The sequence below is a fragment of the Maribacter sp. genome (genome assembly GCF_039974175.1).
Lineage (GTDB): Bacteria > Bacteroidota > Bacteroidia > Flavobacteriales > Flavobacteriaceae > Maribacter_C.
This window is the reverse complement of the sequence record NZ_JBDWJN010000009.1, coordinates 452,920-478,492: the sequence shown is the minus strand read 5'-3', so window position 1 is coordinate 478,492 and position 25,573 is coordinate 452,920. Positions and strand designations below refer to the sequence as shown.

The 25,573-nt window shown below is 39.1% G+C and carries 24 protein-coding genes; 16 read left to right on the top strand and 8 right to left on the bottom strand.

What is annotated here, in order from left to right:
- Positions 1 to 71 precede the first annotated feature (71 nt).
- The 7 genes from miaB (at position 72) to groL (ending at position 6,969) form a co-directional block, all read left to right on the top strand.
- Entirely contained in the window at positions 72 to 1,514 is a 1,443-nt protein-coding gene (gene miaB, locus ABJN95_RS08530) for a tRNA (N6-isopentenyl adenosine(37)-C2)-methylthiotransferase MiaB (protein WP_348369958.1), read from the top strand.
- Positions 1,515 to 1,547: 33 nt separating this feature from the next.
- Positions 1,548 to 2,816: a sigma-54 dependent transcriptional regulator gene (locus tag ABJN95_RS08525; protein WP_348369957.1), complete on the top strand. Its 1,269-nt coding sequence runs from the start codon at positions 1,548 to 1,550 to the stop codon at positions 2,814 to 2,816.
- Positions 2,817 to 2,893: 77 nt separating this feature from the next.
- Complete coding sequence (locus tag ABJN95_RS08520) at positions 2,894 to 3,412, top strand: LptE family protein (RefSeq protein WP_348369956.1); 519 nt, start codon at positions 2,894 to 2,896, stop codon at positions 3,410 to 3,412.
- 107 nt (positions 3,413 to 3,519) lie between these two features.
- Entirely contained in the window at positions 3,520 to 4,434 is a 915-nt protein-coding gene (locus tag ABJN95_RS08515; RefSeq protein ID WP_348369955.1) for a hypothetical protein, read from the top strand.
- Between the two features lie 2 nt (positions 4,435 to 4,436).
- Positions 4,437 to 4,802, top strand: coding sequence for a preprotein translocase subunit SecG (gene secG / locus ABJN95_RS08510; RefSeq protein WP_348369954.1), 366 nt, complete (start codon positions 4,437 to 4,439; stop codon positions 4,800 to 4,802).
- 137 nt (positions 4,803 to 4,939) lie between these two features.
- Positions 4,940 to 5,218, top strand: a complete 279-nt coding sequence (locus ABJN95_RS08505; RefSeq protein ID WP_348369953.1) for a co-chaperone GroES — start codon at positions 4,940 to 4,942, stop codon at positions 5,216 to 5,218.
- Between the two features lie 119 nt (positions 5,219 to 5,337).
- Positions 5,338 to 6,969: a chaperonin GroEL gene (groL, locus tag ABJN95_RS08500; protein ID WP_348369952.1), complete on the top strand. Its 1,632-nt coding sequence runs from the start codon at positions 5,338 to 5,340 to the stop codon at positions 6,967 to 6,969.
- Positions 6,970 to 7,066: 97 nt separating this feature from the next.
- Here groL and ABJN95_RS08495 read toward each other — a convergent pair whose 3' ends face one another.
- The 6 genes from ABJN95_RS08495 to ABJN95_RS08470 all read right to left on the bottom strand — a co-directional run bounded on the left by ABJN95_RS08495 (position 7,067) and on the right by ABJN95_RS08470 (position 13,237).
- Positions 7,067 to 8,140: a DUF3179 domain-containing protein gene (locus tag ABJN95_RS08495; protein WP_348369951.1), complete on the bottom strand. Its 1,074-nt coding sequence runs from the start codon at positions 8,138 to 8,140 to the stop codon at positions 7,067 to 7,069.
- A gap of 5 nt (positions 8,141 to 8,145) precedes the next feature.
- Entirely contained in the window at positions 8,146 to 9,114 is a 969-nt protein-coding gene (locus tag ABJN95_RS08490) for a hypothetical protein (protein ID WP_348369950.1), read from the bottom strand.
- A 68-nt stretch (positions 9,115 to 9,182) separates the two neighbouring features.
- The gene (locus ABJN95_RS08485; protein ID WP_348369949.1) at positions 9,183 to 9,542 is read right to left on the bottom strand and encodes a metal transporter; all 360 of its coding nucleotides are present in this window, start codon (positions 9,540 to 9,542) and stop codon (positions 9,183 to 9,185) included.
- Between the two features lie 133 nt (positions 9,543 to 9,675).
- A complete protein-coding gene (locus ABJN95_RS08480; protein WP_348369948.1) occupies positions 9,676 to 11,937 on the bottom strand; it encodes a TonB-dependent receptor in 2,262 nt (753 codons plus the stop codon).
- Positions 11,938 to 11,943: 6 nt separating this feature from the next.
- Positions 11,944 to 12,669 carry a MauE/DoxX family redox-associated membrane protein gene (locus ABJN95_RS08475; protein ID WP_348369947.1) on the bottom strand — a complete coding sequence of 242 codons (726 nt, stop codon included), beginning with the start codon at positions 12,667 to 12,669 and terminating at the stop codon, positions 11,944 to 11,946.
- A gap of 151 nt (positions 12,670 to 12,820) precedes the next feature.
- Positions 12,821 to 13,237 (bottom strand): hypothetical protein, encoded by a 417-nt coding sequence (locus tag ABJN95_RS08470; protein WP_348369946.1) that lies wholly within the window; start codon positions 13,235 to 13,237, stop codon positions 12,821 to 12,823.
- A gap of 129 nt (positions 13,238 to 13,366) precedes the next feature.
- Between ABJN95_RS08470 and ABJN95_RS08465 the strand changes: the two genes are divergently transcribed.
- The 7 genes from ABJN95_RS08465 to rodA all read left to right on the top strand — a co-directional run bounded on the left by ABJN95_RS08465 (position 13,367) and on the right by rodA (position 21,307).
- Positions 13,367 to 13,822, top strand: coding sequence for a GAF domain-containing protein (locus tag ABJN95_RS08465; RefSeq protein ID WP_348369945.1), 456 nt, complete (start codon positions 13,367 to 13,369; stop codon positions 13,820 to 13,822).
- A gap of 215 nt (positions 13,823 to 14,037) precedes the next feature.
- Positions 14,038 to 15,567 (top strand): bifunctional phosphoribosylaminoimidazolecarboxamide formyltransferase/IMP cyclohydrolase, encoded by a 1,530-nt coding sequence (gene purH / locus ABJN95_RS08460; protein WP_348369944.1) that lies wholly within the window; start codon positions 14,038 to 14,040, stop codon positions 15,565 to 15,567.
- 65 nt (positions 15,568 to 15,632) lie between these two features.
- Positions 15,633 to 16,661: a rod shape-determining protein gene (locus ABJN95_RS08455; protein ID WP_138657482.1), complete on the top strand. Its 1,029-nt coding sequence runs from the start codon at positions 15,633 to 15,635 to the stop codon at positions 16,659 to 16,661.
- 86 nt (positions 16,662 to 16,747) lie between these two features.
- Positions 16,748 to 17,566, top strand: coding sequence for a rod shape-determining protein MreC (mreC, locus tag ABJN95_RS08450; RefSeq protein WP_348369943.1), 819 nt, complete (start codon positions 16,748 to 16,750; stop codon positions 17,564 to 17,566).
- Positions 17,559 to 18,068, top strand: a complete 510-nt coding sequence (locus ABJN95_RS08445) for a rod shape-determining protein MreD (RefSeq protein ID WP_348369942.1) — start codon at positions 17,559 to 17,561, stop codon at positions 18,066 to 18,068. The genes mreC and ABJN95_RS08445 overlap by 8 nt, the downstream gene beginning before the upstream one ends.
- Before the next feature lie 35 nt (positions 18,069 to 18,103).
- Entirely contained in the window at positions 18,104 to 20,017 is a 1,914-nt protein-coding gene (mrdA, locus tag ABJN95_RS08440) for a penicillin-binding protein 2 (RefSeq protein WP_348369941.1), read from the top strand.
- 6 nt (positions 20,018 to 20,023) lie between these two features.
- Complete coding sequence (gene rodA / locus ABJN95_RS08435) at positions 20,024 to 21,307, top strand: rod shape-determining protein RodA (protein WP_348369940.1); 1,284 nt, start codon at positions 20,024 to 20,026, stop codon at positions 21,305 to 21,307.
- A 45-nt stretch (positions 21,308 to 21,352) separates the two neighbouring features.
- Here rodA and ABJN95_RS08430 read toward each other — a convergent pair whose 3' ends face one another.
- On the bottom strand, positions 21,353 to 22,168 hold the full coding sequence (locus tag ABJN95_RS08430; RefSeq protein WP_348369939.1) for a DNA/RNA non-specific endonuclease: 816 nt from the start codon (positions 22,166 to 22,168) through the stop codon (positions 21,353 to 21,355).
- A 160-nt stretch (positions 22,169 to 22,328) separates the two neighbouring features.
- Between ABJN95_RS08430 and msrB the strand changes: the two genes are divergently transcribed.
- Entirely contained in the window at positions 22,329 to 22,790 is a 462-nt protein-coding gene (msrB, locus tag ABJN95_RS08425; protein WP_348370085.1) for a peptide-methionine (R)-S-oxide reductase MsrB, read from the top strand.
- Complete coding sequence (gene msrA / locus ABJN95_RS08420; RefSeq protein ID WP_348369938.1) at positions 22,783 to 23,331, top strand: peptide-methionine (S)-S-oxide reductase MsrA; 549 nt, start codon at positions 22,783 to 22,785, stop codon at positions 23,329 to 23,331. Before msrB ends, msrA begins: the two co-directional genes overlap by 8 nt.
- Positions 23,332 to 23,412: 81 nt before the next feature.
- Here msrA and ABJN95_RS08415 read toward each other — a convergent pair whose 3' ends face one another.
- Positions 23,413 to 25,560 carry a carboxy terminal-processing peptidase gene (locus tag ABJN95_RS08415; protein ID WP_348369937.1) on the bottom strand — a complete coding sequence of 716 codons (2,148 nt, stop codon included), beginning with the start codon at positions 25,558 to 25,560 and terminating at the stop codon, positions 23,413 to 23,415.
- Positions 25,561 to 25,573 lie beyond the last annotated feature (13 nt).

The window sequence follows — 25,573 nt, the reverse complement described above, 5'->3', positions numbered from 1 at the left end:
GTCAATTTGTCATAAAATTGTATTTAGCCCTATCTTTGCCATCCACTTAATGACAAGGATTTCTTTAATAGATGGAAAAAACAATTGATGAAACCATTCAGGGTACTTCTTTATCTGGTACCCATAACAATGCCAACGCTCGGAAGCTCTATATAGAGAGTTATGGCTGTGCAATGAATTTTTCCGATAGTGAAATTGTGGCTTCGATTTTGGCAACCGAAGGATTTAACACCACCCAAAATTTGGAAGATGCCGATTTGGTTTTGGTTAATACGTGTTCGATTCGAGAGAAAGCGGAACTGACTGTTCGCAAACGTTTGGAAAAATTCAATGCGGTCAAAAAAAATAGACCCCATTTAAAGGTAGGTGTTTTAGGATGTATGGCCGAACGTCTAAAAAGTCAATTGCTAGAGGAAGAAAAAATCGTCGATATGGTGGTCGGGCCTGATGCTTACAAAGACCTGCCCAACCTTATCAAAGAAGTTGATGAAGGACGAGATGCGGTAAATGTTGTGCTTTCCAAGGAAGAAACCTATGGTGATATCGCACCTGTTCGTTTGCAGACAAATGGCGTAAGTGCTTTGGTATCTATAACACGAGGTTGCGATAATATGTGCACCTTTTGCGTAGTGCCTTTCACACGTGGCAGAGAACGAAGTCGCAATCCTCAGTCGATTTTAGAGGAAGTGAATGACTTATGGGAAAAAGGCTTTAAAGAAATTACGCTTTTGGGTCAAAATGTAGATAGTTATTTGTGGTATGGTGGAGGTTTAAAAAAAGATTTTGTCAAAGCTTCCGAAATGCAAAAGGCCACAGCAGTAGATTTTTCAAACCTTCTAGGTATGGTAGCGGAAGCCCAACCTAAAATGCGCATTCGATTTTCAACGTCGAATCCTCAAGATATGACCCTAGACGTGATTCGAACTATGGCCAAATATGATAACATCTGCAATCATATTCATTTGCCCGTGCAAAGTGGAAGCAATCGCATTTTAAAGGAAATGAACCGATTGCATACGATTGAGGAATATTTTAAACTCATAGATAATATTCGCGAAATACTTCCTGATTGCGCCATTTCACAAGATATGATCTCGGGATTCCCTACCGAAAGTGAAGAAGACCATCAAGCCACCTTGGCCGTTTTAGAGTATGTAAAATACGATTTCGGCTATATGTATTTGTATTCAGAAAGACCGGGTACTATGGCCGCGCGAAAGTTAGAAGATGACGTTCCCATGAACGTTAAACAAAGGCGGCTGGCGGAAATCATAGCCCTGCAACGCGAACATTGCAAATTCAGAACCGAGGAACACCTTGGGAATATAGAAGAAGTACTGGTCGAAGGAACGTCAAAGAAATCAAATGCGCATTGGATGGGAAGAAATTCGCAAAATACCGTTGTAGTCTTCCCTAAAGGAAATTATAAAGTTGGCGACTTCGTAAATGTAAAAATAAGCGATTGTACTTCGGCAACTTTAATTGGAGAGGCATTGGGTTATAGTAAGAACTAAAATAGAGATTTCCTCTTTAGAGGGTATATACATATGGAAGGCATTCAATCAATAAAACAGCGTTTTGAAATCATCGGAAACGATCCGAAGCTGAATCGGGCCATTGAAAAGGCAATTCAAGTGGCTCCTACCGACATTTCTGTTTTGGTAACCGGTGAAAGTGGTGTGGGAAAGGAATCAGTTCCTAAAATCATACATGCGTTATCTCATAGAAAGCATGCTAAATATATTGCTGTAAACTGTGGAGCTATACCCGAAGGCACTATTGACAGTGAGCTTTTTGGGCATGAAAAAGGAGCATTTACTGGAGCTACATCAACGCGAAGTGGTTACTTCGAAGTGGCAGATGGTGGCACCATTTTTCTAGATGAGGTCGGTGAGCTTCCACTGACAACACAGGTTCGTCTTTTGCGTGTATTGGAAAATGGAGAGTTTTTAAAAGTGGGATCCTCTCAAGTGCAGAAAACTGACGTACGTATCGTTGCGGCGACAAACATCAAAATGTTCGAAGCGATTAAGAAAGAAAAGTTTCGTGAAGACTTGTATTACAGATTGAGTACGGTTGAAATTAACATTCCACCACTGCGTGAACGCCAAGATGATATTCATTTGCTGTTCCGAAAGTTTGCTTCTGACTTTGGACAGAAGTACAAAATGCCTACCATACGTTTAGAGGATGATGCTAGAGAATTATTATTGAAATATCGCTGGCCAGGAAATATACGTCAATTGCGAAACATCGCCGAACAGGTTTCTGTTCTCGAGGAAAAACGAAGTATTTCGGCCTTCACGTTAAATGGATACCTGCCCAATGCTAGCACCTCAAACTTGCCCGCGGTAGTTGGGGGTGATAAAAAGGAAAGTGACTTTAGTACGGAACGTGAAATTTTGTACAAAGTGCTTTTCGATATGAAAGGTGACTTAAATGATCTTAAAAAGTTGACCCTAGAGCTGCTTAAAAATAACGATACCGAAAAAGTTCAAGAAGAAAACGAGAATTTAATTCGTAAGATTTATGGAGATGACGGTGAGGAAATACCTAAACAAGAAAACGCCTCCGTTGAACTTTTACAGCTTCCAGAAACCCAGATTGAGCCTGTAATTCAACAAGCCGTTCAAGAAGACAAATACCATTTTGCCGAAGAAATTCAAGAAGAAGAAACTCTATCTTTACAGGAGAAAGAGATTGAATTGATTAAAAAATCATTGGAAAGAAATCGAGGAAAACGAAAAGCAGCCGCCGCAGAACTCGGTATTTCCGAACGTACTTTGTATCGAAAAATAAAGCAATATGATTTGTAAAAAGTGTTAAGCTTACATAAAAAGCTTTGTTCGTTTCTTTTTATTCTAGTTTCTTTGAAACCTAAACCTAATTTTAAGTGCAAGGACCTAAAAATTTAATACTTGTCATACTCCTTAGCGTAAGTCTTAGCTCATGTGGGGTTTATAATTTTACCGGTGGTGACGTTGGTACCGCTGAAACATTCCAAGTGAACTATTTTCAGAATTACGCATCTCAGAGTCCCGGTTCAATTTTTGAACCAGGTATGGATAGAGATTTTACCTTGGCACTTCAAGATCGTATTTTAAATCAAACAAGTTTAGACTTGATTGGATCTAGTGGCGATTTACTCTATGAAGGAGAAATTGTTGAATATCGGATCTCGCCTATGAGCGCAACGGCTCAACAAACAGCTGCCCAAAATAGACTTTCAATAGCCGTGCAAGTACGTTTTACAAACAATACCAAGGAAGATGCTGATTTTGAACAACGTTTTTCCTTTTTCTTTGATTACCCGGCTGAATCACAATTGTCTTCGGTGAAATCGGAAGCCCATGAGGTTATCTTTGAAAGAATAACCCAAGATATTTTTAATGCATCCCTTGCTGATTGGTGAAAAGAAAACTCAAACTTAGCGACCCGAAGTAGAAAGTACATTGTGAGTTATTTGAAACGCCTTATATTGTATTCGAGAAGCAACCAACATCTAGCGTCTAGCGAACAATGAACGTAAAAGACTTTACATATTTATTACAGAACCCAAACAAGTCTATCTCTGCTGAACAAACAAAGCAACTCGAAGATGTACTTTCAGAGTTTCCCTATTTTCAGGGAGCACGTGCCGTTCATTTAAAAGGTCTGAAAAACGCAAACAGTTTTAAGTATAACAATGCCCTTAAAGTAACGGCAGCGTATACTACAGATAGAGACACTCTTTTTGACTTTATAACTTCTAAAGAATTTCTACAAAATTCCATTGCCGATTCCATTTCAGGTAAAACGACCGCCTTGGTCGAAACCGAAATAGTTTCCGAAGAAATTGTGCCTAAAGTTCAAGAGAAGGATATCCTCATCGAAAAATCTCCTGATGAGCCCTTACCACAAACCATTGATGATGCAGATACCATTTTAGATCCCGATTTGTTCAAATCAAAAGATCCTCGTGTAGATGCAGCCATAAAAAAGGCAAAAGAAGAAGCCGAGACTGCCCTTGAAATAGGTCAACCACTTTCCTTTACCAAAAACGAAAAATATTCTTTTAGCGAATGGCTACAGTTGACTTCACAAAAAACAGTTCAAAGACAAGAAAAGGTAGCAGCACCAAAACCCGAAGCTTTTGAATTGGAGGCAGCGATTTTAAAAGAAAAAAAGTTTGAGCTTATCGATAAATTTATAGCCGAGAGTCCGAAAATCATTCCTAGCGAACAGCAATCTCCAAAAGTGGCGGTCAAGAAAGCAACAAAATTTGATGCTAACGAACTCATGACAGAGACTTTGGCAAAGGTATATTTAGAGCAGAAAAAGTTTAAAAAAGCCATACAAGCATACCGTATTTTAAGTTTGAAATATCCGGAAAAAAGTGGTTTCTTTGCAGACCGAATTAAAGCGGTGGAAAAAATTCAAAAAGAAAATTCCTAGTAATGAGTACATTTTCAATATTCTTAATTCTTATCATAATTGTTTGTTTGCTGTTGATGTTGGTTGTTATGGTACAAAATCCAAAAGGTGGAGGTTTGTCTTCATCCTTTGGTGGAGGTGGCAGCCAAGTAGTAGGAGGTGTAAAGAAAACCGGAGACTTTTTAGATAAAAGCACATGGACTTTAGCAATTACCCTAGTGGTGTTGATTTTAGCTTCTAATGTTGCGCTTAAAGGTAATTTTGGAACTGCCGATTCAAAGCTGTTAAACGAGGACGGTATTGAGGAGACCCTGCCAGATGAAGTACCAGAAACTTTACCTGAAGATGTGCTTCCAAATACTGACAGCACTCCGAGTGACAGTATATAATTATACATAAAATAAATAAAATGCCAGCCCCAATGACAAGCTGGCATTTTTAGTTTAACAAAATGTCAGTTTCTAGGTAATGGCATAATTTCTGCCTAGAAAAACCAAATATTGAATCAATTTAAAAACTGAATACTATGGCTAAAGTTAGCATTAAACCATTGGCAGATAGAGTTCTTATCGAGCCTATGGCAGCTGAGACAAAAACTGCATCTGGTATATACATTCCAGATACAGCAAAAGAAAAACCGCAAAAAGGAAAAGTAGTGGCTGTTGGTCCTGGTACCAAGGATGAGCAGATTACTGTAAAAGTTGGTAATACCGTTCTTTACGGAAAGTATGCCGGTACTGAGTTAAAGTTAGAAGGTACAGACTACTTGATGATGCGGGAAAGTGATATACTTGCAATTATCTAAAAAATAAAATTCCAAAAACCAAAATCTAAATTCCAAAATACACACTCCCAAAACTACAAATCATTGGGGTTGGAAATTTTTCAGTTGGAATTTAAAATTTTTAAAACAAAATTTTCATTATGGCAAAAGATATAAAATTTGACATTGATGCTCGTGATGGCCTAAGAAGAGGTGTTGATGCCTTGGCCAATGCGGTAAAAGTAACCTTAGGACCAAAAGGAAGAAACGTAATTATTAGCAAGTCATTTGGTGCTCCACAGGTTACCAAAGATGGCGTTACCGTTGCAAAAGAAATAGAACTAGTCGATCCATTAGAGAATATGGGTGCGCAAATGGTAAAAGAAGTTGCCTCTAAGACCAACGACTTGGCAGGAGACGGAACTACTACTGCAACGGTTTTGGCACAATCTATCGTAAAAGAAGGTTTGAAAAATGTTGCTGCGGGCGCTAATCCAATGGATCTAAAAAGAGGTATAGATAAAGCCGTTGAGGCCATCGTTGAAAATTTAGGCAAGCAGTCTAAGAAAGTAGGCGATTCCTCTGAAAAAATTAAGCAGGTTGCCGCTATCTCCTCCAATAATGATGAAACTATTGGAGAACTAATTGCCCAAGCCTTTGAAAAAGTTGGCAAGGAAGGTGTTATTACGGTTGAAGAAGCTAAAGGAACCGATACCTATGTTGATGTTGTTGAAGGAATGCAGTTCGATAGAGGTTATTTGTCACCATACTTCGTTACCGATTCAGAAAAAATGACTTCCGATTTAGAAAGTCCGTATATCTTGTTGTTTGACAAGAAAATTTCAGCAATGAAAGACTTACTTCCTGTATTAGAGCCTGTTGCGCAATCAGGAAAGCCCTTATTGATTATTGCTGAGGATGTTGATGGGGAAGCCTTGGCTACCTTGGTTGTTAACAAATTAAGAGGTTCTTTAAAAATAGCTGCGGTCAAAGCTCCTGGATTTGGAGACAGAAGAAAAGCGATGCTTGAAGATATTGCCATATTAACAGGCGGTACAGTTATTTCTGAGGAAAGAGGTTTTTCTTTAGATAATGCATCCTTAGATATGTTAGGTACCTGTGAAAAGATTACAATTGACAAAGACAACACTACTATTGTTAATGGTGGTGGCGTTGCCAAGCACATCAAAAGTAGAGTAGGTCAAATCAAGTCACAGATTGAAACTACTACTTCCGATTATGACCGAGAAAAACTTCAGGAAAGATTGGCTAAATTGGCTGGTGGAGTTGCCGTACTTTACGTCGGTGCAGCTTCAGAAGTTGAAATGAAAGAGAAGAAAGACCGTGTTGATGATGCCCTTCACGCTACCAGAGCTGCCGTTGAAGAAGGTATTGTTGCTGGAGGTGGTGTTGCTTTGGTAAGAGCCAAAACAGTACTTTCTAAAGTCTCAGTTGAAAATGCCGATGAAGAAACCGGATTACAAATAGTAGCCAGAGCCATCGAATCTCCACTTAGAACCATCGTTGAAAATGCGGGAGGTGAAGGTTCTGTTGTTGTTGCGAAGATTATGGATGGTAAGGCAGATTATGGTTATGATGCCAAATCGGAAAAGTATGTAGAAATGATGAAGGCTGGTATTATCGATCCGAAGAAAGTAACCCGTGTAGCATTAGAAAATGCCGCGTCGGTTGCTGGAATGATATTGACTACCGAATGTGCTTTGACTGATATCAAAGAAGATACGCCTGCAGCCCCACCAATGGGTGGAGGCGGAATGCCAGGCATGATGTAAGTCAGCGCCGTCGACTGGCAAAGTGTTAGCTAGTTTGCGGATACATAATTTAAAAAACCGTTCTCGAAATTCGAGAACGGTTTTTTTATTTGTGCGCTTAGTTGCTATTTGCGTATATCTCTGTAGTATAAAAAGCAGGTATAGAAAACCAATAGCCCATAAACGATTGAGAAGCTTGCAACCGCTGACCTTGTTTCGGGCCTGAAATTGCCTCACCAAAAACATTCCATTCTGTGCCTTCACTATCTCGTACTACGACATCTGAAGCACCGTCGAAAACATACTCAAAGTCCAAGTTGTTTTGATTGGCGTCTAACTCAAAAGAAGTTATAAACTTCGCATTTCCTACTATCAAGTAATTTTTACCTTTAAAGAAATCTTTTATGGCATTCGCCGTATCGAAGTCTGAAAAACGAAACGCTTTTGCACTATCATCACTGATTATCGCATGAACGCGCTCTTTAAGTGGTAATCTTGGATCTTTAGGAGTAGGAAAGAAAAATCTACTGTCACTGGTTCGGTAATCTACATAGGGGTAAACGCCATAGGTTCTTGAAAAACCAGTGTTGTTTATATTAATGAGTTTTGTAGTCGGGTACATGGCTTTCCAAGTTTGCCAATCGGTTTCAACTAACTGAATCAAATCAGCCTTCTTCCCCGCTAAACTTCCGTTTACCGATTCGTTCAAGATTTGTGACCAGTTGCTTTTCGTGGCGCGATCAAACGGAATGAGGTTGGTTTGGTATAATAAGCCCGAAACTCCAAAAGTGGTTTCCTTGCCATCAATTACCCTACTCCACCCAATACCCGTTCCTGTAAGCGGACAATAGGTAACCGCTAAAGAAACATCTCCTACATTATCGTTTACGATTTCATGCCAGTCTAGTACAATATGTTGGTAAGCTCGTATATCATCTCCATTTTTGTAACCCAATACCAAATCGGTATCAAATAGTATAGATGAATTTTCAGCGGTAACCATCTGCGGATTCTCCAGGGCAGGTATTCCATCTCTACCGGGACCTCCATCTAAAACTTCAGCCACGGGAATACTCCATTCTACAGATGTATTTTCGACTTCATCAGGGTTAGATGTTGCGTTTTGCGTACTTGATTTACTACATGATGCAAGTACCAAAACAAAAACGATCAAAAATAAGTTCTTTTTCATTGCAATTAATTTATGATGTTCAATGTATTACTTTTAAATGTAAATGCTAGTCCCGTAGTAAAGCGCAAGGTCGGCGTCAACTGTGTACCATCGACATAGCTATATACGGGAATTTCCAGTCGTGAACTGAACGATATGCTGGGTGTGATTTGCACCCTCAATTCAGGACGTACAAAAACCCATTCTCCACCTGTATTGGGAAGGTCAGAGCGCTCTACCTTATCAACAGATGCCTTTCGATACTTCAAAATCAATCCCGGATTGAATATAGTATTGAAAAGTAGAAATTGGTCGGTATAGCCCATATTTGCTTGAATCACATTGCCAAATTCATAGTTTGACGTATTGTTTAAATAGGAAGTATTCTCGCCCGTAGCTCTATAGATAAAGCTACCAGAGAGCGTAGCGGATGGCCTAAAACCTAAGCCTTTAGAGACTGACAGCCAACCCAAAATGTCCCAAGCACCGCTGCCTGGTTGCAAATCAGCGGTTAACTGAAAACCTTCTGCCGTTGTTAAATCTGACTTTCCTAAAGGCGCCTTGGTACCTACACCTAGATGCATAACCGATTGCGCACCAAGCCAATCAGGAATAGCATATTTTATCAAAAAAACGGCATCACCGATACCTTGTGTCTCTGAAAGGTTTTCATTGCCAAATTGTGAAATGGTACGCGTCTGATTCACCCAGGTAAAAAGTGTTTCAAACGAAAATCTATCGGTAAAGGCATATCCGAGATTTAGCAAAATTGAATTGGTAATTCGAAGTCTTGAGTCATCATCTAGTTGGTCAGCACCTGCATTCAACGTATTCAGGTTGTTATAATCATAGTTCAGGCCAAGGGTTAAAGAACCTTTTCCTTCATTGGGCAAACCCAAGTTATTAGACAAAGGAACACCTCCTGAACAACAGGTTTGAGAAAAAACCTGATGACAGCCAAATAGTAAAAGAACGAAAAAAAGAATCCGTATCATTTCTTTTTCACAGAGCGATACGGATTTAGTAAAGTAAATTAAGATTTCCTTACAGAAAGATGCACTTTTTATTTGTTCTCATGACTCTTCACAACCGCTTCGTCGCGATATTTGCAACAAGGCATCACCTTATTGTAAGCTTCTTCTGTAGCCTTTAACTCCTTTGTATCATGACCAACAGCTACCAAAGCTGTTTTGATTTTCATGGGGTTGGTTTTTCTCTCATCTATTATCAAAGACAATTGATGCGATGGAATATCCCAAAGTGCATATTTCACTCCTTTAACACCTAAAGCCGCTTTTTCAATTCTAACTTTACACATCTGACAAACACCATCAACTTCCATGGTCATTTTTTTGTTCTTCTCTTGAGCAAAAGTGGTGGTCGTAAATAAAACCAAAGCGAATACTGTAATTATTTTTTTCATGATTAGTTATTTTTATTTTTTCACCCTTCTAATAGGGTCATGTTTTAGCAGGTTGTACGATACGACAGCATCTGTTTTGGGCCTTTCGGCTGCAATCTTCATGCACTCTGACAAAAGGAGTGCTAAGATCTTTTTACAAATTATATCGAAACCCTGCATAGAACATTCGTCCCATTATTGGGGCATATACAATACTAGTATCAAAATTTAAGCCAAACGGGTTTTCGTCACCCAATACAGGATTAATCTGTCTAAAATTAGTCAAATTCTCACCACCCACATAAAACTCGAATTGATTTGAAAATACTTTTGTGACTTGTGTATTCATCAAATTATAGGAAGCTGAAAAATCTCCAAGTCGAAATTCGGGCGGATTTACATCTGTATTCGGCAATCTTTGCTTTCCAACCCTGTGCAAGGTGTAATCGAAACGCCACTGCCCTCCATTTTCTTTTGGCTCAGTTTCATACCCTAAGTTTGCAAAATACCGATGTTGAGCCAGCAACGGTTTTTGCAGTACCCCATCACGATAGGCCGTTTTTACATCATAGTACTTGTAGGCAGTTCGCAACTCTAGATTTTTCAATATTTCATGGTTTACTTCAAACTGAAAACTATTGGCGTAGCTTTTCCCATCCAAGTTATAAAAAGATACAGCTCTTGGGTTTTCCCAGTCTACTACGACTTGGTTTTTGAAATCGGTTTTGTAGAAATCAACAGTTACATTACCCGGACGATTTAAAAAGGTAAATCCTTGCAAGAAACTGACGCCATAATTCCAGGCATCTTCTGGGTCAAGCCCATAAACACTACCTTCTGAATTTAAAATTTGAATCTGTCGAGCCGTTGCGAATACTTGCTGGTTTTCGGCAAAAATATTAGCTGCTCTCCTACCCCTTCCAAAAGAAGCTTTCAGGCTTCCTCTCTCCCATGGGGTATATTGAATATGCAAGCGCGGTGTGACAAACGTACCTAATCTGTTATGCGTATCAATTCGAAGTCCTGCAGTTAAATTTACCTTCTCTAAATTGTCATAGCTGTATTCAAAAAATGCCCCGACGGAAGTATCTTCCCTTGAGAAATCTGTAATATTCACCAACTCATCATAACCATCATAGGCAAAGGTGAGCCCAGTTTTAAACTTGCTTTTAGTATCTCCAATAATGGAATTGAATATCAGATTTGAATAGATACTTTCGTGCGTAATCTCATAGCGATTGATACCGTAATAAGCATCTTGTCTATGATTGCTATAAGAGGCCTGAAACCCAAAACTTTGAAAAGGCAGTTCTGGAAAAACATATCCCAACTTTAAAGAAGAATCAAAGCGGCGGGTATCGATTTCACTTCCCCACAATTCGTTTCCGTTTAATACGGGCGGCGTACTGGCAATCCTATCGGTATCAGGATCGAAATCAACTTGACCGACTTGTTTTTCATCATTTAAAAACCGAAGATTCAGAAAACTTACCCAACCCGTTTCAGGGTTCTGATATTGCCAACGATTCATCACATTGATTTGGTCTGCCAATGGGGCGTCTAAAAAACCATCACCGTTTCGGTCTTCTTTTTGACTTCTTTTGTTGCCATGAATATAAAGGCCTGTGCTCCATTTCTCATTCAACCTACTATTTAAGTGGGTATTCAATTCCATTCGTCCATTCCGATTAAAGTATCCATTTACAAAAAGTTTTTTGTCTGTTAAGGGTTTTACCAACTCTGTGTTGATCTGACCAGAAATACTTTCATAGCCATTCACCACGCTACCGGCTCCTTTAGTAATTTGAATACTTTCAACCCAGGTGCCCGGGGTAAAAGTAAGTCCGTAAGCTTGGGAAGCCCCCCTTACCATAGGAATATTCTCTTGTGTAATTAACAAATACGGACTCGTAAGCCCCAACATCTGAATCTGTTTGGTACCCGTAAGTGCATCAGAAAAATTGACATCAATAGCCGGATTAGTTTCAAAGCTTTCCGATAGGTTACAACAGGCGGCTTTTAGCAATTCAGCACTATTCACGGTAATGACATTTTGCGCACTGAAATAGGCTTTTTGAACGGCATCTCGTTTCTTTTGCACTACTACTTCATCGAGCTCATTAGAAGGTCGCAACGCATGATGTAACATTTTCGGCTCATTGATGGTCAATGTATCCGATTCAAAACCAACATAACTGATAATAAGTTTATTATAATCAGTTGAAAAGGGAATACTAAACAAACCCTCATCATTGGTGATTGTCCCTATTTGGGAGTTCATCCAATACACATTGGCTCCAGGGAGACCAATGTGTTTGTTTTCTGTATTGGCTTCCATGACCATTCCTTCTACCTTATCTTGAGATAAGGAAAAGAGGGGCAGCAAGCCGATTACTATATATAGGTATAATTTCATTTTTGTTTAAATAAATTGAATAAATAGCATGGAGATCGCCATTACCAACATGATGAAGTTTTCGATAAAAGTCGCTTCTGTCATCGGCAATTTCAAGGCCGTTCCTAAACAGGCACAACGAATACTTTTTTTGTCTAAAAGTGTTTTTGTAACGCCAAAAGTTGTAATACCCAAAATCAAAATGGTAGCTACTAATGCCGTGGTAATTTGAAATCGCATTAAGAATAGCAGCCCTAACACCAATTCAATAAAGGGATATACCCTGCCATAAACTGGAATCGCCTTTGCCAAAGGATCATACATGCGAAAACTTTCTGGGAAACCTTTTAAATCTAATAGCTTGAAAAAACTAAATACGATATAAAAAAGCCCCATAAAATCAAGCATGAACTCACCAGCATCCCAGTCATTGTAGTTTAATAAAATTGCTGAAGTAAACAGATAAAGGAAAATCAGCAGTAGCGGTTTTAGCTGTTCTAGTTTAGATTTCTCCCTCTGGTTGATAATTTCAATTCTCGAAGTTTGATTTCCTCTTTCCGAAATCGAATATTTATCTCGTAGAACAGATTTTAGCATTGCGATTGGAATATGCTTCGCCATGTAAATCTCGGCTTCTGCCCGATCCAAATCTACATTTATCTTTTGTACCCCATCAACTTTTGACAGCGAGTCCGCAACAGATGCAACACAATTATTGCAGGTCATTCCGGCTATTTTGTATGTATGTTTCATGAATTGTTACTTTATTTTCATTTTCCCGATTGGGAAATCTTCTACACATTAGCATGTGTCTTGTTCTCCCTTTGTCTAAAAAGTCAAAAGAAAGTTGATTCTAGCCCAAAGTCATCTCGAGCAGGGTCGAGCGGCTAGAATGAAAATAAAATCAGATTAAATATACCTCGTCAAGTAACTGAATGTCCTTGATTAGAAGAGGTGGAGGGTATTGTTCATGAGGAACGGGCTTTTGCCTTACATCTTGCAAAGCGCCTAAATAAGTATAGGTAAGAGCAATTAGAAAAGACTGCTGTTCAACATTCAAATCATTGAAGGAGATCTTCAAATCGTCTTGACCGTCAACAAAAATAACCTCATCGTCACAGCAAGAATTTTTGGTTTCATCCAAACTGTCTTCAGGCATCGACATAGTCATGTCCATTCCACAAGTTTCGGCATCTGTAAATAATGCTACATTCATCAATCGCCCCATGCAATAGTGCTTTTCTACCTTCCAAGATATAGTGGAAAGCAGAAGCAGCAAGCCCATTGCTATTGCAGCTATTTTATGAAATACTTGTTTCATCTGCGCAAAATTACAAAATATTGTTCGAGATAAGGTAATGCCTTGATATCTTAACGAATATTTAAGTACAATCGTATTGTAATTTTTTAGCAAAAATTCGACTTTTGAAATGCATTCTAAACACACAAGATGTTTGAAACACTTAAGCCTGAGATCGAACTAATTTTAAATAAGCCAGAGGCTACTATTGATGATCGCTTGCAAAAAATTTGCGAGTTACTTAAAGAGCGTCTGGAATACTATGATTGGGTCGGTTTTTATTTTAGAAATGGTACAAAAGAGGAATTAAAACTAGGGCCATATGCCGGAGAACCTACCGATCATAGTATCATTCCCTTCGGAAAAGGTATTTGCGGTCAAGTTGCCGTTTCCAATGAAAATTTCGTCGTACCCGACGTTAAAGCACAAGACAACTATATCGCCTGTAGCCTTACGGTACGATCTGAAATTGTAGTACCGTTGTTTGTAAAAGGTGAGAATATTGGTCAAATCGACATCGACTCAAACACGCCAGACCCATTTTCATCAGCCGATGAGCGGTTTTTAGAATTCGTAAATGCAAAAGTGGCTGAAATTCTTGAATAAAGCTTTCTGACGACCATAGGCGAATTACGCCAATTTTTTTCTTAACCACTGCTATAGTTGCCAAAACTAAATTGCCCTGCCAAATGACACTAGTTTGTTGATTCTTTCCTGATTCCGTTCAAAACTTTAGCCTTTTTGTTGATAACCTGACCCACTTTTTCATTGCAAAAAAAGTATTTTTGCTTGCTTATAACCTAACAATCAGCACACAAAAAATGAGCACCAAAAAAGCCAGTTCAGCCTTAATTTCAGTATTTCACAAAGACGGATTAGAACCTATCGTTCGAAAATTTGACGAATTGGGTATCGCCATCTATTCTACGGGGGGAACCGAAAAATTCATAACAAACTTGGGTATTAATGTGGTTCCCGTGGAGGAGGTTACTAGCTACCCTTCAATTCTTGGAGGACGGGTGAAAACTTTGCATCCCAAAGTCTTTGGAGGTATTTTAAATCGCCAAGACCACGAGGGTGATGTTGCTCAGTTACAGGAGTTCGAGATTCCTCAGTTAGATATCGTTATTGTTGATCTATACCCCTTTGAAAAAACCGTTGCCAGTGGAGCTTCAGAACAAGAGATCATAGAAAAAATTGATATCGGCGGAATTTCTTTGATCCGTGCGGCGGCTAAAAATTACAAGGATGTTCTGTGCGTTTCATCTATGGAGGACTATGGCGAAGTCTTAGAATTGATTTCCTCAGGAAACGGAAGTACTAGCTTGGAAGATAGAAAGCATTTTGCCGCGAAATCGTTCAATATTTCCTCTCATTACGACACTGCGATTTTCAATTATTTTAATAAGAACCATGAGCTTGCCGCTTTAAAAGTTAGCGAAACGAAAGGCAAGGTATTGCGCTATGGCGAAAACCCCCATCAAAAAGGATTTTTCTTCGGAAATTTCGATGCCATGTTCTCTAAACTGCATGGAAAAGAGCTTTCGTACAATAACCTTTTAGACGTAGACGCGGCAGTTAACTTAATGCTCGAATTCAAAAATGACGATCCTACCTTCGCCATTCTAAAACATAATAACGCCTGTGGTTTGGCTCAAAGATCGAGTCTACATCAAGCCTATGTAGATGCGCTAGCAGGAGATCCTGTTTCAGCTTTTGGTGGTGTTCTTATCAGTAACAAGCAAATCGATAAGGCCACGGCAGAAGAAATACACAAATTATTCTGTGAGGTAGTCATTGCTCCTAGCTATGCCGATGATGCCCTTGAAATTCTAAAAGGCAAGAAAAACCGTATCATTTTGGTGCAAAACGAAGTAGAAATGCCTGATATGATTGTGCGAACCTGTCTCAATGGAATGCTACTACAAGAAAAAGATCACAAAACCGATTCCGTTTCCGATTTAACGAATGCTACCACCAAAGCACCTTCTTCGACCGAAATAGAGGACTTACTTTTTGCCTCGAAACTATGTAAGCACACCAAATCAAATACCATTGTACTAGTCAAGAACAAACAATTGTGTGCAAGTGGAACCGGACAAACATCTCGTGTTGATGCCCTAAATCAAGCTATTCACAAGGCAAAATCCTTTAATTTCGATCTTGATGGAGCGGTTATGGCCAGCGACGCTTTCTTCCCTTTTCCAGATTGTGTAGAAATTGCGCATAAAAACGGTATTTCGTGCGTTATACAACCGGGCGGATCGATAAAAGACCAATTAAGTATTGATTATTGTAATGAAAACAACCTTGCCATGGTAATGACAGGCACGCGTCATTTCAAGCATTAATTTTACTACTTTTGTCGATGAAATGCACCCCACGCATACATGAAACATAACCAAACGAATTAATAATGGGATTTTTTGATTTCTTGACCGAGGAAATCGCCATCGATTTAGGAACGGCGAACACCCTTATCATCCATATGGACAAAGTTGTAGTTGACAGTCCGTCGATTGTTGCCAGAGACCGTATTTCTGGTAAAATCATTGCAGTTGGCAAAGAGGCCAATATGATGCAAGGTAAAACTCATGAAAACATAAAAACGATTCGCCCACTGAAAGATGGTGTAATCGCAGATTTTGATGCATCTGAAAAGATGATCAATATGTTTATCAAAAATATTCCAGCTTTAAAGAAAAAATGGTTCCCACCCGCCTTACGCATGGTGATTTGCATTCCTTCAGGAATTACGGAAGTAGAAATGAGGGCGGTAAAAGAATCAGCAGAACGTGTAAATGGTAAAGAAGTATACTTAATTCACGAACCAATGGCGGCAGCAATTGGTATTGGGTTAGATATTATGCAACCTAAGGGAAACATGATTGTTGATATCGGTGGTGGTACTACAGAAATAGCAGTTATTGCTTTGGGTGGAATTGTATGTGACAAATCAGTGAAGATTGCAGGTGATGTTTTCACCAATGATATCATATATTATATGCGTACTCAGCATAACCTGTACGTTGGAGAAAGTACAGCAGAAAATATTAAAATTGAAATTGGTTCGGCAACAGAAGATTTACAAACTCCGCCAGACGAAAAATCAGTTCAAGGGCGTGACTTACTTACTGGAAAACCAAAGCAAGTACAGATATCTTATCGTGAAATTGCCAAGGCATTAGATAAGTCGATTTTGCGTGTAGAAGATGCGGTTATGGAAACCTTATCGCAAACACCGCCAGAATTGGCTGCCGATATATACAACACTGGAATTTACTTGGCAGGTGGAGGCTCAATGCTGCGAGGATTAGACAGAAGACTTTCCCAAAAGACAGATTTACCAGTTTATATTGCTGAAGACCCCTTAAGGGCAGTAGTTCGAGGTACCGGTATTGCGCTGAAAAACTTGGAACGCTACAAAAGTATATTGATCAAATAGGAGTTGCTAACCATAGCCCGATTGACTATTACCTACTTTTTTATAGACACTAGGCTTTAAATAGCGTCGCATAAAATTAAAAATGCATGCAGCAGATTATCAACTTTATCTTACGATATAAGAATTTCATTCTCTATATCTTTTTGATGATCATCTCCTTGGGTTTTACGATTCAGTCACATTCGTATCATCAATCGCGTTTTTTTAATTCTTCAAGCTGGGTTGCTGGAAACATTTACGAAACTTCATACGGCATTACTTCTTACTTCGACTTAGATACCGAAAATGAAAAACTTGTCGAGGAAAATAAGCGGTTGCGACTGCTACTATTCAACAGACAACAACCTATTGCCTCTGAATTAGATTCCACGCAGATGATTTATACGATTACTTCGGGCCAAGTCATTAAGAACAGCTATGCAGACCCTAGAAATTACATCACCATAAATAGGGGCGAAATCGACAGTGTAAAACCTGATATGGGTGTTATTACTGCAAAAGGTATTCTGGGCATTGTTGAAAACACTTCGAATAAATTTGCCACTGTGCAAAGTATTTTAAACGAAAATTCAAACATCAATGCAAAACTAAAGAACACCAACAATTTTGGCTCCTTGGTTTGGAACGCAAGAACGTATAACGAAGTACAGTTGGTAGATATTCCTCGTCTGGTACCATTGGTCGTTGGCGACACAATAGTCACGGGAGGTATGAGCAGTATTTTTCCCGAAAACGTACCTATTGGTACTATTAAAAAGTTTGACCTAAATGATTCAAAAAGTTTTTGGAATATACAAGTTGCGCTGTTCAACGATATGACCAATATTAAAAATGTTTATGTCGTAAGCAATGCCAATAGAGAGGAAATTATAGAATTGCAAGAAGAAACCGAGGGCAATGATTAGCAACTACTACTTCATCAATGTTATTCGATTCACACTACTCGTTTTGGTGCAAGTTCTTGTATTCAATAGGCTGAATTTTTTCGGATTCATAAATCCAATGGTGTATATACTGTTCTTGTATTGGTATCCTATCAAACAAAATAGGGCAGCCTTTATCGGCCTTAGTTTCTTACTAGGATTATCAATCGATTTCTTTTCAGATACCATGGCAATCAATGCGGCATCTACCATTACTATTGCTTATATGAGACCCGCAATAATGCGTTTCGTTTTTGGGGTTAACTATGAGTTTCAAAGTTTCAAATTGGGGAACGCCACCAAAGTACAACAATTCACATTTTTAGCGTTATTAATAGTAGTACACCATTTGGTTTTCTTTACGTTGGAGATTTTCAGTTTTTCAAATTTGCTTTTAATTTTGAAAAAGGTGGTTTCCATCAGTGCTGCCACCTTAGTGCTTTGCTTATTATTTGGTTCTCTGTTTAGCGTTAGAAAAGGATGAAATCGTCATAATTGAAAAAATAACAAAATAGGCGGATGAAAAAACTGCTACTTTCATCGATAATAATCATTATCGGACTCACTTTTATCGGGCGACTGTCTTATTTACAGATATTTAGTTTTTCCCCTGATGCCGTAATGGAAGACCCTGCTATCAAAGCAATCTATGATTATCCGGAAAGAGGCTATATCTATGATAGATATGGCAAACTTCTTGTTGGTAATGACCCGGCCTATGATGTGATGGTTATCCCCAGAGAAGTAAAGGCTTTAGATACTTTAGAGTTCTGTCGATTGTTAGATATTGACAAAGATAAATTTGTAAAGGAATTAAGACGGGCACGCATATATTCACCTAGACTTCCCTCCGTATTGGTACACCAACTTTCTAAAGAAGATTACGCTAGGCTTCAAGAAAAAATGAGAAGGTTTCCAGGTTTTTACATTCAGAAGCGTTCCCTTCGATATTATGATACCAATTCAGCAGCAAATGTCTTAGGATATATTAGTGAGGTAAATGAGCGTGATTTGGCTAAGAATCCGAATTATGTGCAAGGCGAACTAACAGGTCGAACCGGGGTTGAAAAAGTATATGAAGATTCGCTACGAGGCACTAGAGGAGTACAATACATTCAAAAAGATAGGTTCAATAGAGACATCGGTAAATACAAAGATGGCGAGTTAGATGTGCGACCTGTTCAAGGAAAAGAGATTACCATAACCATTGACAAAGAAGTTCAAGAATATGGCGAACGACTGATGCACGGAAAACGTGGTGGAATCGTAGCCATAGAGCCTTCATCAGGAGAAATTTTGACTATGATTTCAGGGCCAACCTATGAACCCTCTTTATTAGTTGGACGAAAACGTTCTAAGAACTACAGCAAACTACATTACGATACCATTTCTAAGCCCACTTATGACCGTTCCATTCTAGCGGAAGGTTCCCCGGGCTCGCCCTTTAAAACGATCAATGCCCTTGTCGCTTTGCAAGAGGGGGTTATTACCCCTGCAACGACCTTTAAATGTTACAATGGGTTTTATGTTGGAAGAACACTAAGAGGCTGTCACTGTGGTGGGGGCACACGAAATATGAATGTTGGAATTTACAAATCATGCAACGCTTATTTTGCCAATACCTTCCGAAAGATTTATGAAAAATTCCCTACCTCTGATGAAGGGCAGGATGTTTGGTCAAACCATATCAAAAGTTTCGGGCTTGGTGACTATTTAGGCTCAGATCTTCATACCGGTAGAAAAGGAAGAATTCCAACCAAAGAATATTATGACAAATGGTACGGAGATAACCGCTGGTCGTCATCCTATATCATTTCCAATTCCATTGGGCAGGGAGAAGTTTCGGTGACGCCAATTCAGTTGGCAAACATGACTGCGGCTATCGCCAATCGCGGTCATTATTACACACCACATGTAATTAAAAAAGTGGCTGGAAAAGATATTAGCATACCAGACTTCGTAAAACCCAAGCACACTACAATAGATAAAAGGCATTTCGATCCCGTTATCAGGGGAATGGCCGATGTGTATAAAAAAGGTACTGCCCAATACGTTCAAATACCAGATATAGAAATTGCTGGGAAGACCGGAACGGTTGAAAACTTTACGATAATTGACAGTGTTAAAACCCAATTAACAGATCATTCTGTTTTTGTTGCCTTTGCACCCGTTGACAATCCTAAAATCGCTATCGCTGTTTATATTGAGAACGGGTATTATGGGGGTCGCTACGCAGGTCATATAGCTTCTTTACTTATCGAGAAATACTTAAAACGTGAAATTACACGCAAGGACCTCGAAAGAAGAATGCTTGAAAGAACCTTAGAATCGGAGTATGCCAAGCCGTATAGCGGAGAACCTTTCGAGATCAATGAATACGATTGGAGCCAACATGCCATAAAACCAAAAACGGAAGACCTCCGTTCAAGATAAACGATTATGGCAGGTAAAAGTGTACTCAAGCGGGTTGATTGGCTAACCATTATTATTTATGTAGCGTTAGTTTCAATAGGTTGGGTAAATATCTATTCAAGCACCTTTGCCGACGAAACCGTATCTATATTCAATTTTAGTACCCTACACGGAAAACAGTTTTTTTTTATCGGAGTAAGTGCAGCCAGTATTGTATTACTTCTTGCCCTTGAAGCAAGTTTTTATGAACGATTTTCAAGTGTATTATATATCATATCGGTGGTTTTGTTATTAGGTCTTTTTCTTTTCGGAAAGACTATTGCAGGAGCAACCTCATGGTATGATCTTGGTTTTTTCAATTTTCAACCCTCTGAATTAGCAAAGGTTACTACGGCCCTTGCCTTGGCCAAATATTTAAGCGATATACAGACCGATATTAAGCGACGAAAGGATCAGTTGTATTCCTTTTTAGTAATTCTAATTCCTGCAATTTTGATTGTACCACAACCCGATCCGGGTAGTGCGCTGGTTTTTTTTGCTATGATCTTTGTCATTTTTCGAGAAGGTTTACCGCTCTACTATTTGGGTTTTGCCCTATTGGCAGTTTTGGTCTTTATTACCACTTTGATGTTCGGTACTATTTGGGTAACCATCTTTTTGGCTTTAATCATCATGCTCTTTCTCTTGCTAAAAAGAAAGACTTTCAAAGTACCCGTTTTTCCGATGATCTCGGTGGCTGTAATTGCAGTCTTATTTTCACTTTCCGTAAATTTTGTGTTTAATAGCGTTTTTGAGCAGCGTCATAGAGACCGTTTTAGTCTTTGGCTTCGCTTGGAGAAAGACCCCGCAAAGTTGGAGAAAATTAGGAAGACCATTGGTTACAACACCTATCAATCAGAAAAGGCCATTGAATCGGGCGGGTTGTTTGGCAAAGGGTTTCTAGAGGGTACGCGCACCAAAGGTGATTTTGTGCCGGAGCAAGAGACCGATTATATTTTTAGCACTATAGGCGAAGAATGGGGTTTTGCAGGAACTACTACCGTTGTTTTGTTGTTTACGTTTCTATTATTGCGATTGGTCTATTTGGCTGAACGGCAGAAGCATCCCTTTAGTCGAATGTACGGTTATGGAGCAATATCAATCCTTTTTATCCACTATTTTATAAATATCGGAATGGTTATCGGAATACTTCCAACGATTGGGATACCACTACCCTTCTTTAGTTATGGCGGTTCAGGGCTTCTGTTCTTTACCATCTTACTGTTTATTTTCTTGAAGTTGGATTCCAATCGCTTGAAAGAAGGAATTTAGATCAAAATTCTAACCAGAAATTGCAAGCCGCAGTGAAATTTAGGCTTACTTGAACTTCCAATCTTGCAAGCGTAGTTCACGTTCCAATTCCTCTTCAAGTTCATCAGGTAATTCTCTAAAAAAATCAATCCCCGTACGTTTTTCTATGGCATCTATAGTCACTGTGAACTGCTGAATGGATTTTGAACTGGGTCGATTCTCCATTAAAAATGCAATTGCTTTGAGGTTTTTCGAACTTCCCTTCGCCACGATTTTGTAGTAGGCACGTGGAACATCAACATCTTCCTCCCCTATCTCTTCCAAGCCAGCTTCTAAAATACCCCCAGTGATCACGAAATGAGTTCCTGTTTTCTTTACCCATTGTCGGACGCGCATTTCAAGTTGGTTCCAGACCCCTGCATTAAATTCTCGGTCTTGCGGACTTATATTACTTGTATAAAAGGTTTCGTTATATGCATATTCAGAGAAGCGTCGGTCGCCTGCCGGACAAAGATGGCCTCTATCATAACCCGAACCCTTATAATTTCGCCAATCAGCAGATTTCGTCTTCACCTTAGGGTCTTCAATAAAATAAGGTCTTTTACGATTGTCATAGGTTAAATGTTCCTTGTCTAAAACATAGGTCACCCATTCTGCTTGTTCGTAAGGTTCATTGTACGACAGTGAAAAATAATCATGATGTACAATGGCACCGGTTGTGGATGTGGGTAACACATAAGAAGGCATTGTTGTACGTACAGTTTGCCCCTCTGGAGAGGTATAGGTATCTGGCGTATAAAAATTCTCAAAAAGCCAAAACCCCAATACACAAACTAACAGAAGTATTGTATATATGGTCTGGTTTTTTACACTTTTTTTCATTGCATAAATGTACTTTAATTTACATGGAAATCCTTCTTATGAACTGTAAGATGTCCGTCTATATTTCGACTTAAATATGCAACTTCTCCAGTTACTTTTTATACCTTGGAAGGAGAATACGTATTTGTATTTAATACTAAAAAAGAAAGGAAGAACAATTATGCTTACTTGGAAAGATGTTATTCACTTTGCGACTAAAGGAAACCCTACTCCAGATAAAAGGGTAGAAAAAACAGAGGCTGAATGGCTGGAAATTTTAACACCAGAGCAATTTAGAATTACACGAAAAAAGGGAACCGAAAGACCCCACTCAGGAGAATTATGTCATATTCATGACGCTGGAAAATACAATTGCATTTGCTGCAATACACCATTGTTTGATTCTTCTATTAAGTTCGAATCAGGAACAGGGTGGCCAAGTTTCACGGAACCAATCAAAGAAAATGCGATTAAATACGAGAAAGATACCGCATTTGGAATGGTACGCGTAGAGGTCATGTGTAACACTTGCGACGGACATTTAGGTCACGTTTTTCCCGATGGGCCCGAGCCTAGCGGACTCCGTTACTGTATCAATTCAGAATCGATGAAGATTGAAAAAGAAGAGGTGAACAATGAATAAAAATTTAGAAGTTGCAACCCTAGGGGGCGGCTGTTTTTGGTGTGTTGAAGCGGTGTTTCAACAAATTGATGGAGTCGTAAAAATCGTATCAGGCTACACAGGTGGTACCGCCCCCGGCAAACCTACCTACCGCGAAGTTTGTTCGGGATTAACGGGACACGCCGAAGTAGTTCAACTAACGTTTGATACCAGCGTAATTTCATATCACGATATTTTAGAGATATTCATGACGAGCCATGACCCAACTACTTTGAATAGACAGGGCGGTGACCTAGGTACGCAATACCGTTCGGTGATCTACTACCATAACGAGCGACAAAAAGAGGTGTCTGAACAGCTGCTCTTAGAAATGGCGTCTTATTTTGATAGTTCCATCGTTACGGAAATAAGTTCATTAGGGGTGTTTTATGCTGCCGAGGAGTATCATCAAGATTATTATGCAAACAATCAGTCGCAGGGCTATTGTAGTGCTGTTATTACACCTAAACTTGCTAAACTTCGCAAGATGCATGCGAGTAAACTAAAGCGAGTTACAAGCTGATCTAAACTGCAACTTTTTGATAAAACAAAACCCCGCTCGTGGAGCGGGGTTTTGTTTTATATTTTAGTTAACTAAGGTATATTATCCTTTTACGCTGGCTAGCTTACCATTCTTAATGTTGTTGATTTTCAAGTCTTGTAACACATTAACGGCTTCTTCTACATAAACGTCTTTCGCTAAATTCTTGTGCCAACGGTCTCTCTTTTCGCGTAAAACAGAGTCTTGGGTAAACAATTCTTGTTCGTACTTTAATGATTCAAAAGTAAGCTTAGAATCGTATTCATTCATTTTCTTAAAATAGTCTGATTTTTCCTTGTCCTTTATGCTTTCTGCTTTATAGGCTTCATAGTTCAACGAAATCATCGTTTCATCTTGTTGAGACTTTATCCATTGAGCATTCTCTTCTATTAGCTTTATTTGCGGATTCGATGCCATTCGTTTTGTGCTATTGGCAATGGTTTGATCGTAATCGATATAACCATCCCAAAAGTCGTACTCTGCAGGTGTAATCTTGTCCCATTTCAAGGGATTTGATTGATCTCTTTCCCCGATGTCGATATAACTATACTTGTCAGGAACAACAACATCACTTTTGACACCTTCGAGTTGTGTTGAACCTCCATTGATTCTATAGAACTTTTGCGTTGTCAATTTCAAGGCACCCAAATCACCATTCTCGTTACTTCGAACAATATTGTTTAGGTCAATTACATTTTGTACGGTTCCTTTTCCGAAAGTCTGTTTGCTACCTATTACGACTGCTCGTTTGTAATCTTGCATGGCAGCTGCCAAAATTTCGGAGGCAGATGCGGAAAGTTCGTTCACCAAGATCACCAAGGGGCCATCCCACTGAATACGTTCATCTTTGTCATCATATACATCTTTATCTTTCCCAGACGACTGTACTTGTACGATTGGACCATCTTTTATAAAAAGTCCGCCCATTTCAACAACAGTTTTCAAAGAACCTCCTCCGTTATCACGTAGATCTAATATTAAGCCTTCAGCACCTTCTTGCTTTAAGCGTTCTACTTCTTTGGCAACATCTGTAGCAGCATTACGCTCACTGTAGTCGTCAAAGTCTACATAAAATTTGGGCAAATGAATTAAGCCGAAATTTTGATTGTCCTTTTTAATATTTGCCGATTTTGCGAAAGACTCTTCAAGTTCAACAACATCTCTTGTCAATGATATAACTTGTTGTGACCCGTCGATCTTTCGTACTGTCAAATCAACCACGGTACCTTCAGGACCTTTGATCATTTTGATAGCGTCATCTAAACGCATCCCTACGATATCAACCGGTTCCTCGCCATCTTGACCTACTTTCATAATAAGATCACCGACTTCTAAACGAGAATCTCTCCAGACCGGTCCTCCAGATATGATATCGGTAATTTTAGCTCCTTCTGGTTTCTTCTGTAAACGAGCCCCAATGCCTTCAAACTTGCCCGACATACTGGCATCGAACTTGTCTTTATCATCTGGTGCAAAATAATAGGTGTGTGGGTCAAATTCATCTACAATCGTATTGAGGTACTGAACAAACCAATCTTTACGCTCTAAATCATCGACAAAATCAAAAAACTCAGCCAATGTCTTTCGCGTAGACTCTCGAGATGAAGCTTCAGCGTCTTCAGCCGTCATAGGTTTTTCATCTTCCGCATGACCGTGCTTTTTGGCTGTTTCCGCATCTTCATTTGCATGCGATATCTTAGAATCATATGTATTTAAAGTCGCATATTTCAGCTGTTGTCTCCAACGTTCTTTTAATTCCTTTCTGGAGCTGGCAAATGCCATTTTATCATAGGCTATGTCTATCGATTCTTCCTTGGAATAATCGAAAGGACGCTCCAAAACTTCCTGGTAGATTGCTTGTGCATCTGCCATGCGTTGTACCAAGCGCTCGTGTACCACGTTAAAAAACGTAATGTCAGTATTTTTTATCTGATCATCAATTTGAAACTTTTGTTGCTCAAACTCCTTGATATCAGATTCTAAAAAATATCGTTTTGTAGGATCGATGACATCGATAAAATCTTCGAATACATTTACCGAAAAATCATCATCAATATCTTTGGGTTCGTAGTGACCTTTTGACAACACATAGGTGATCAAATCAATTAACAACTTGTCTTTATCATCATTTTCAAAGGTCTTATTCGTAAAGCTGCATGATGCAACTGCAATCAATAGTGCAAATAAACCGTAAGCGAAATTCTTCTTCATAAAATTCTATTTA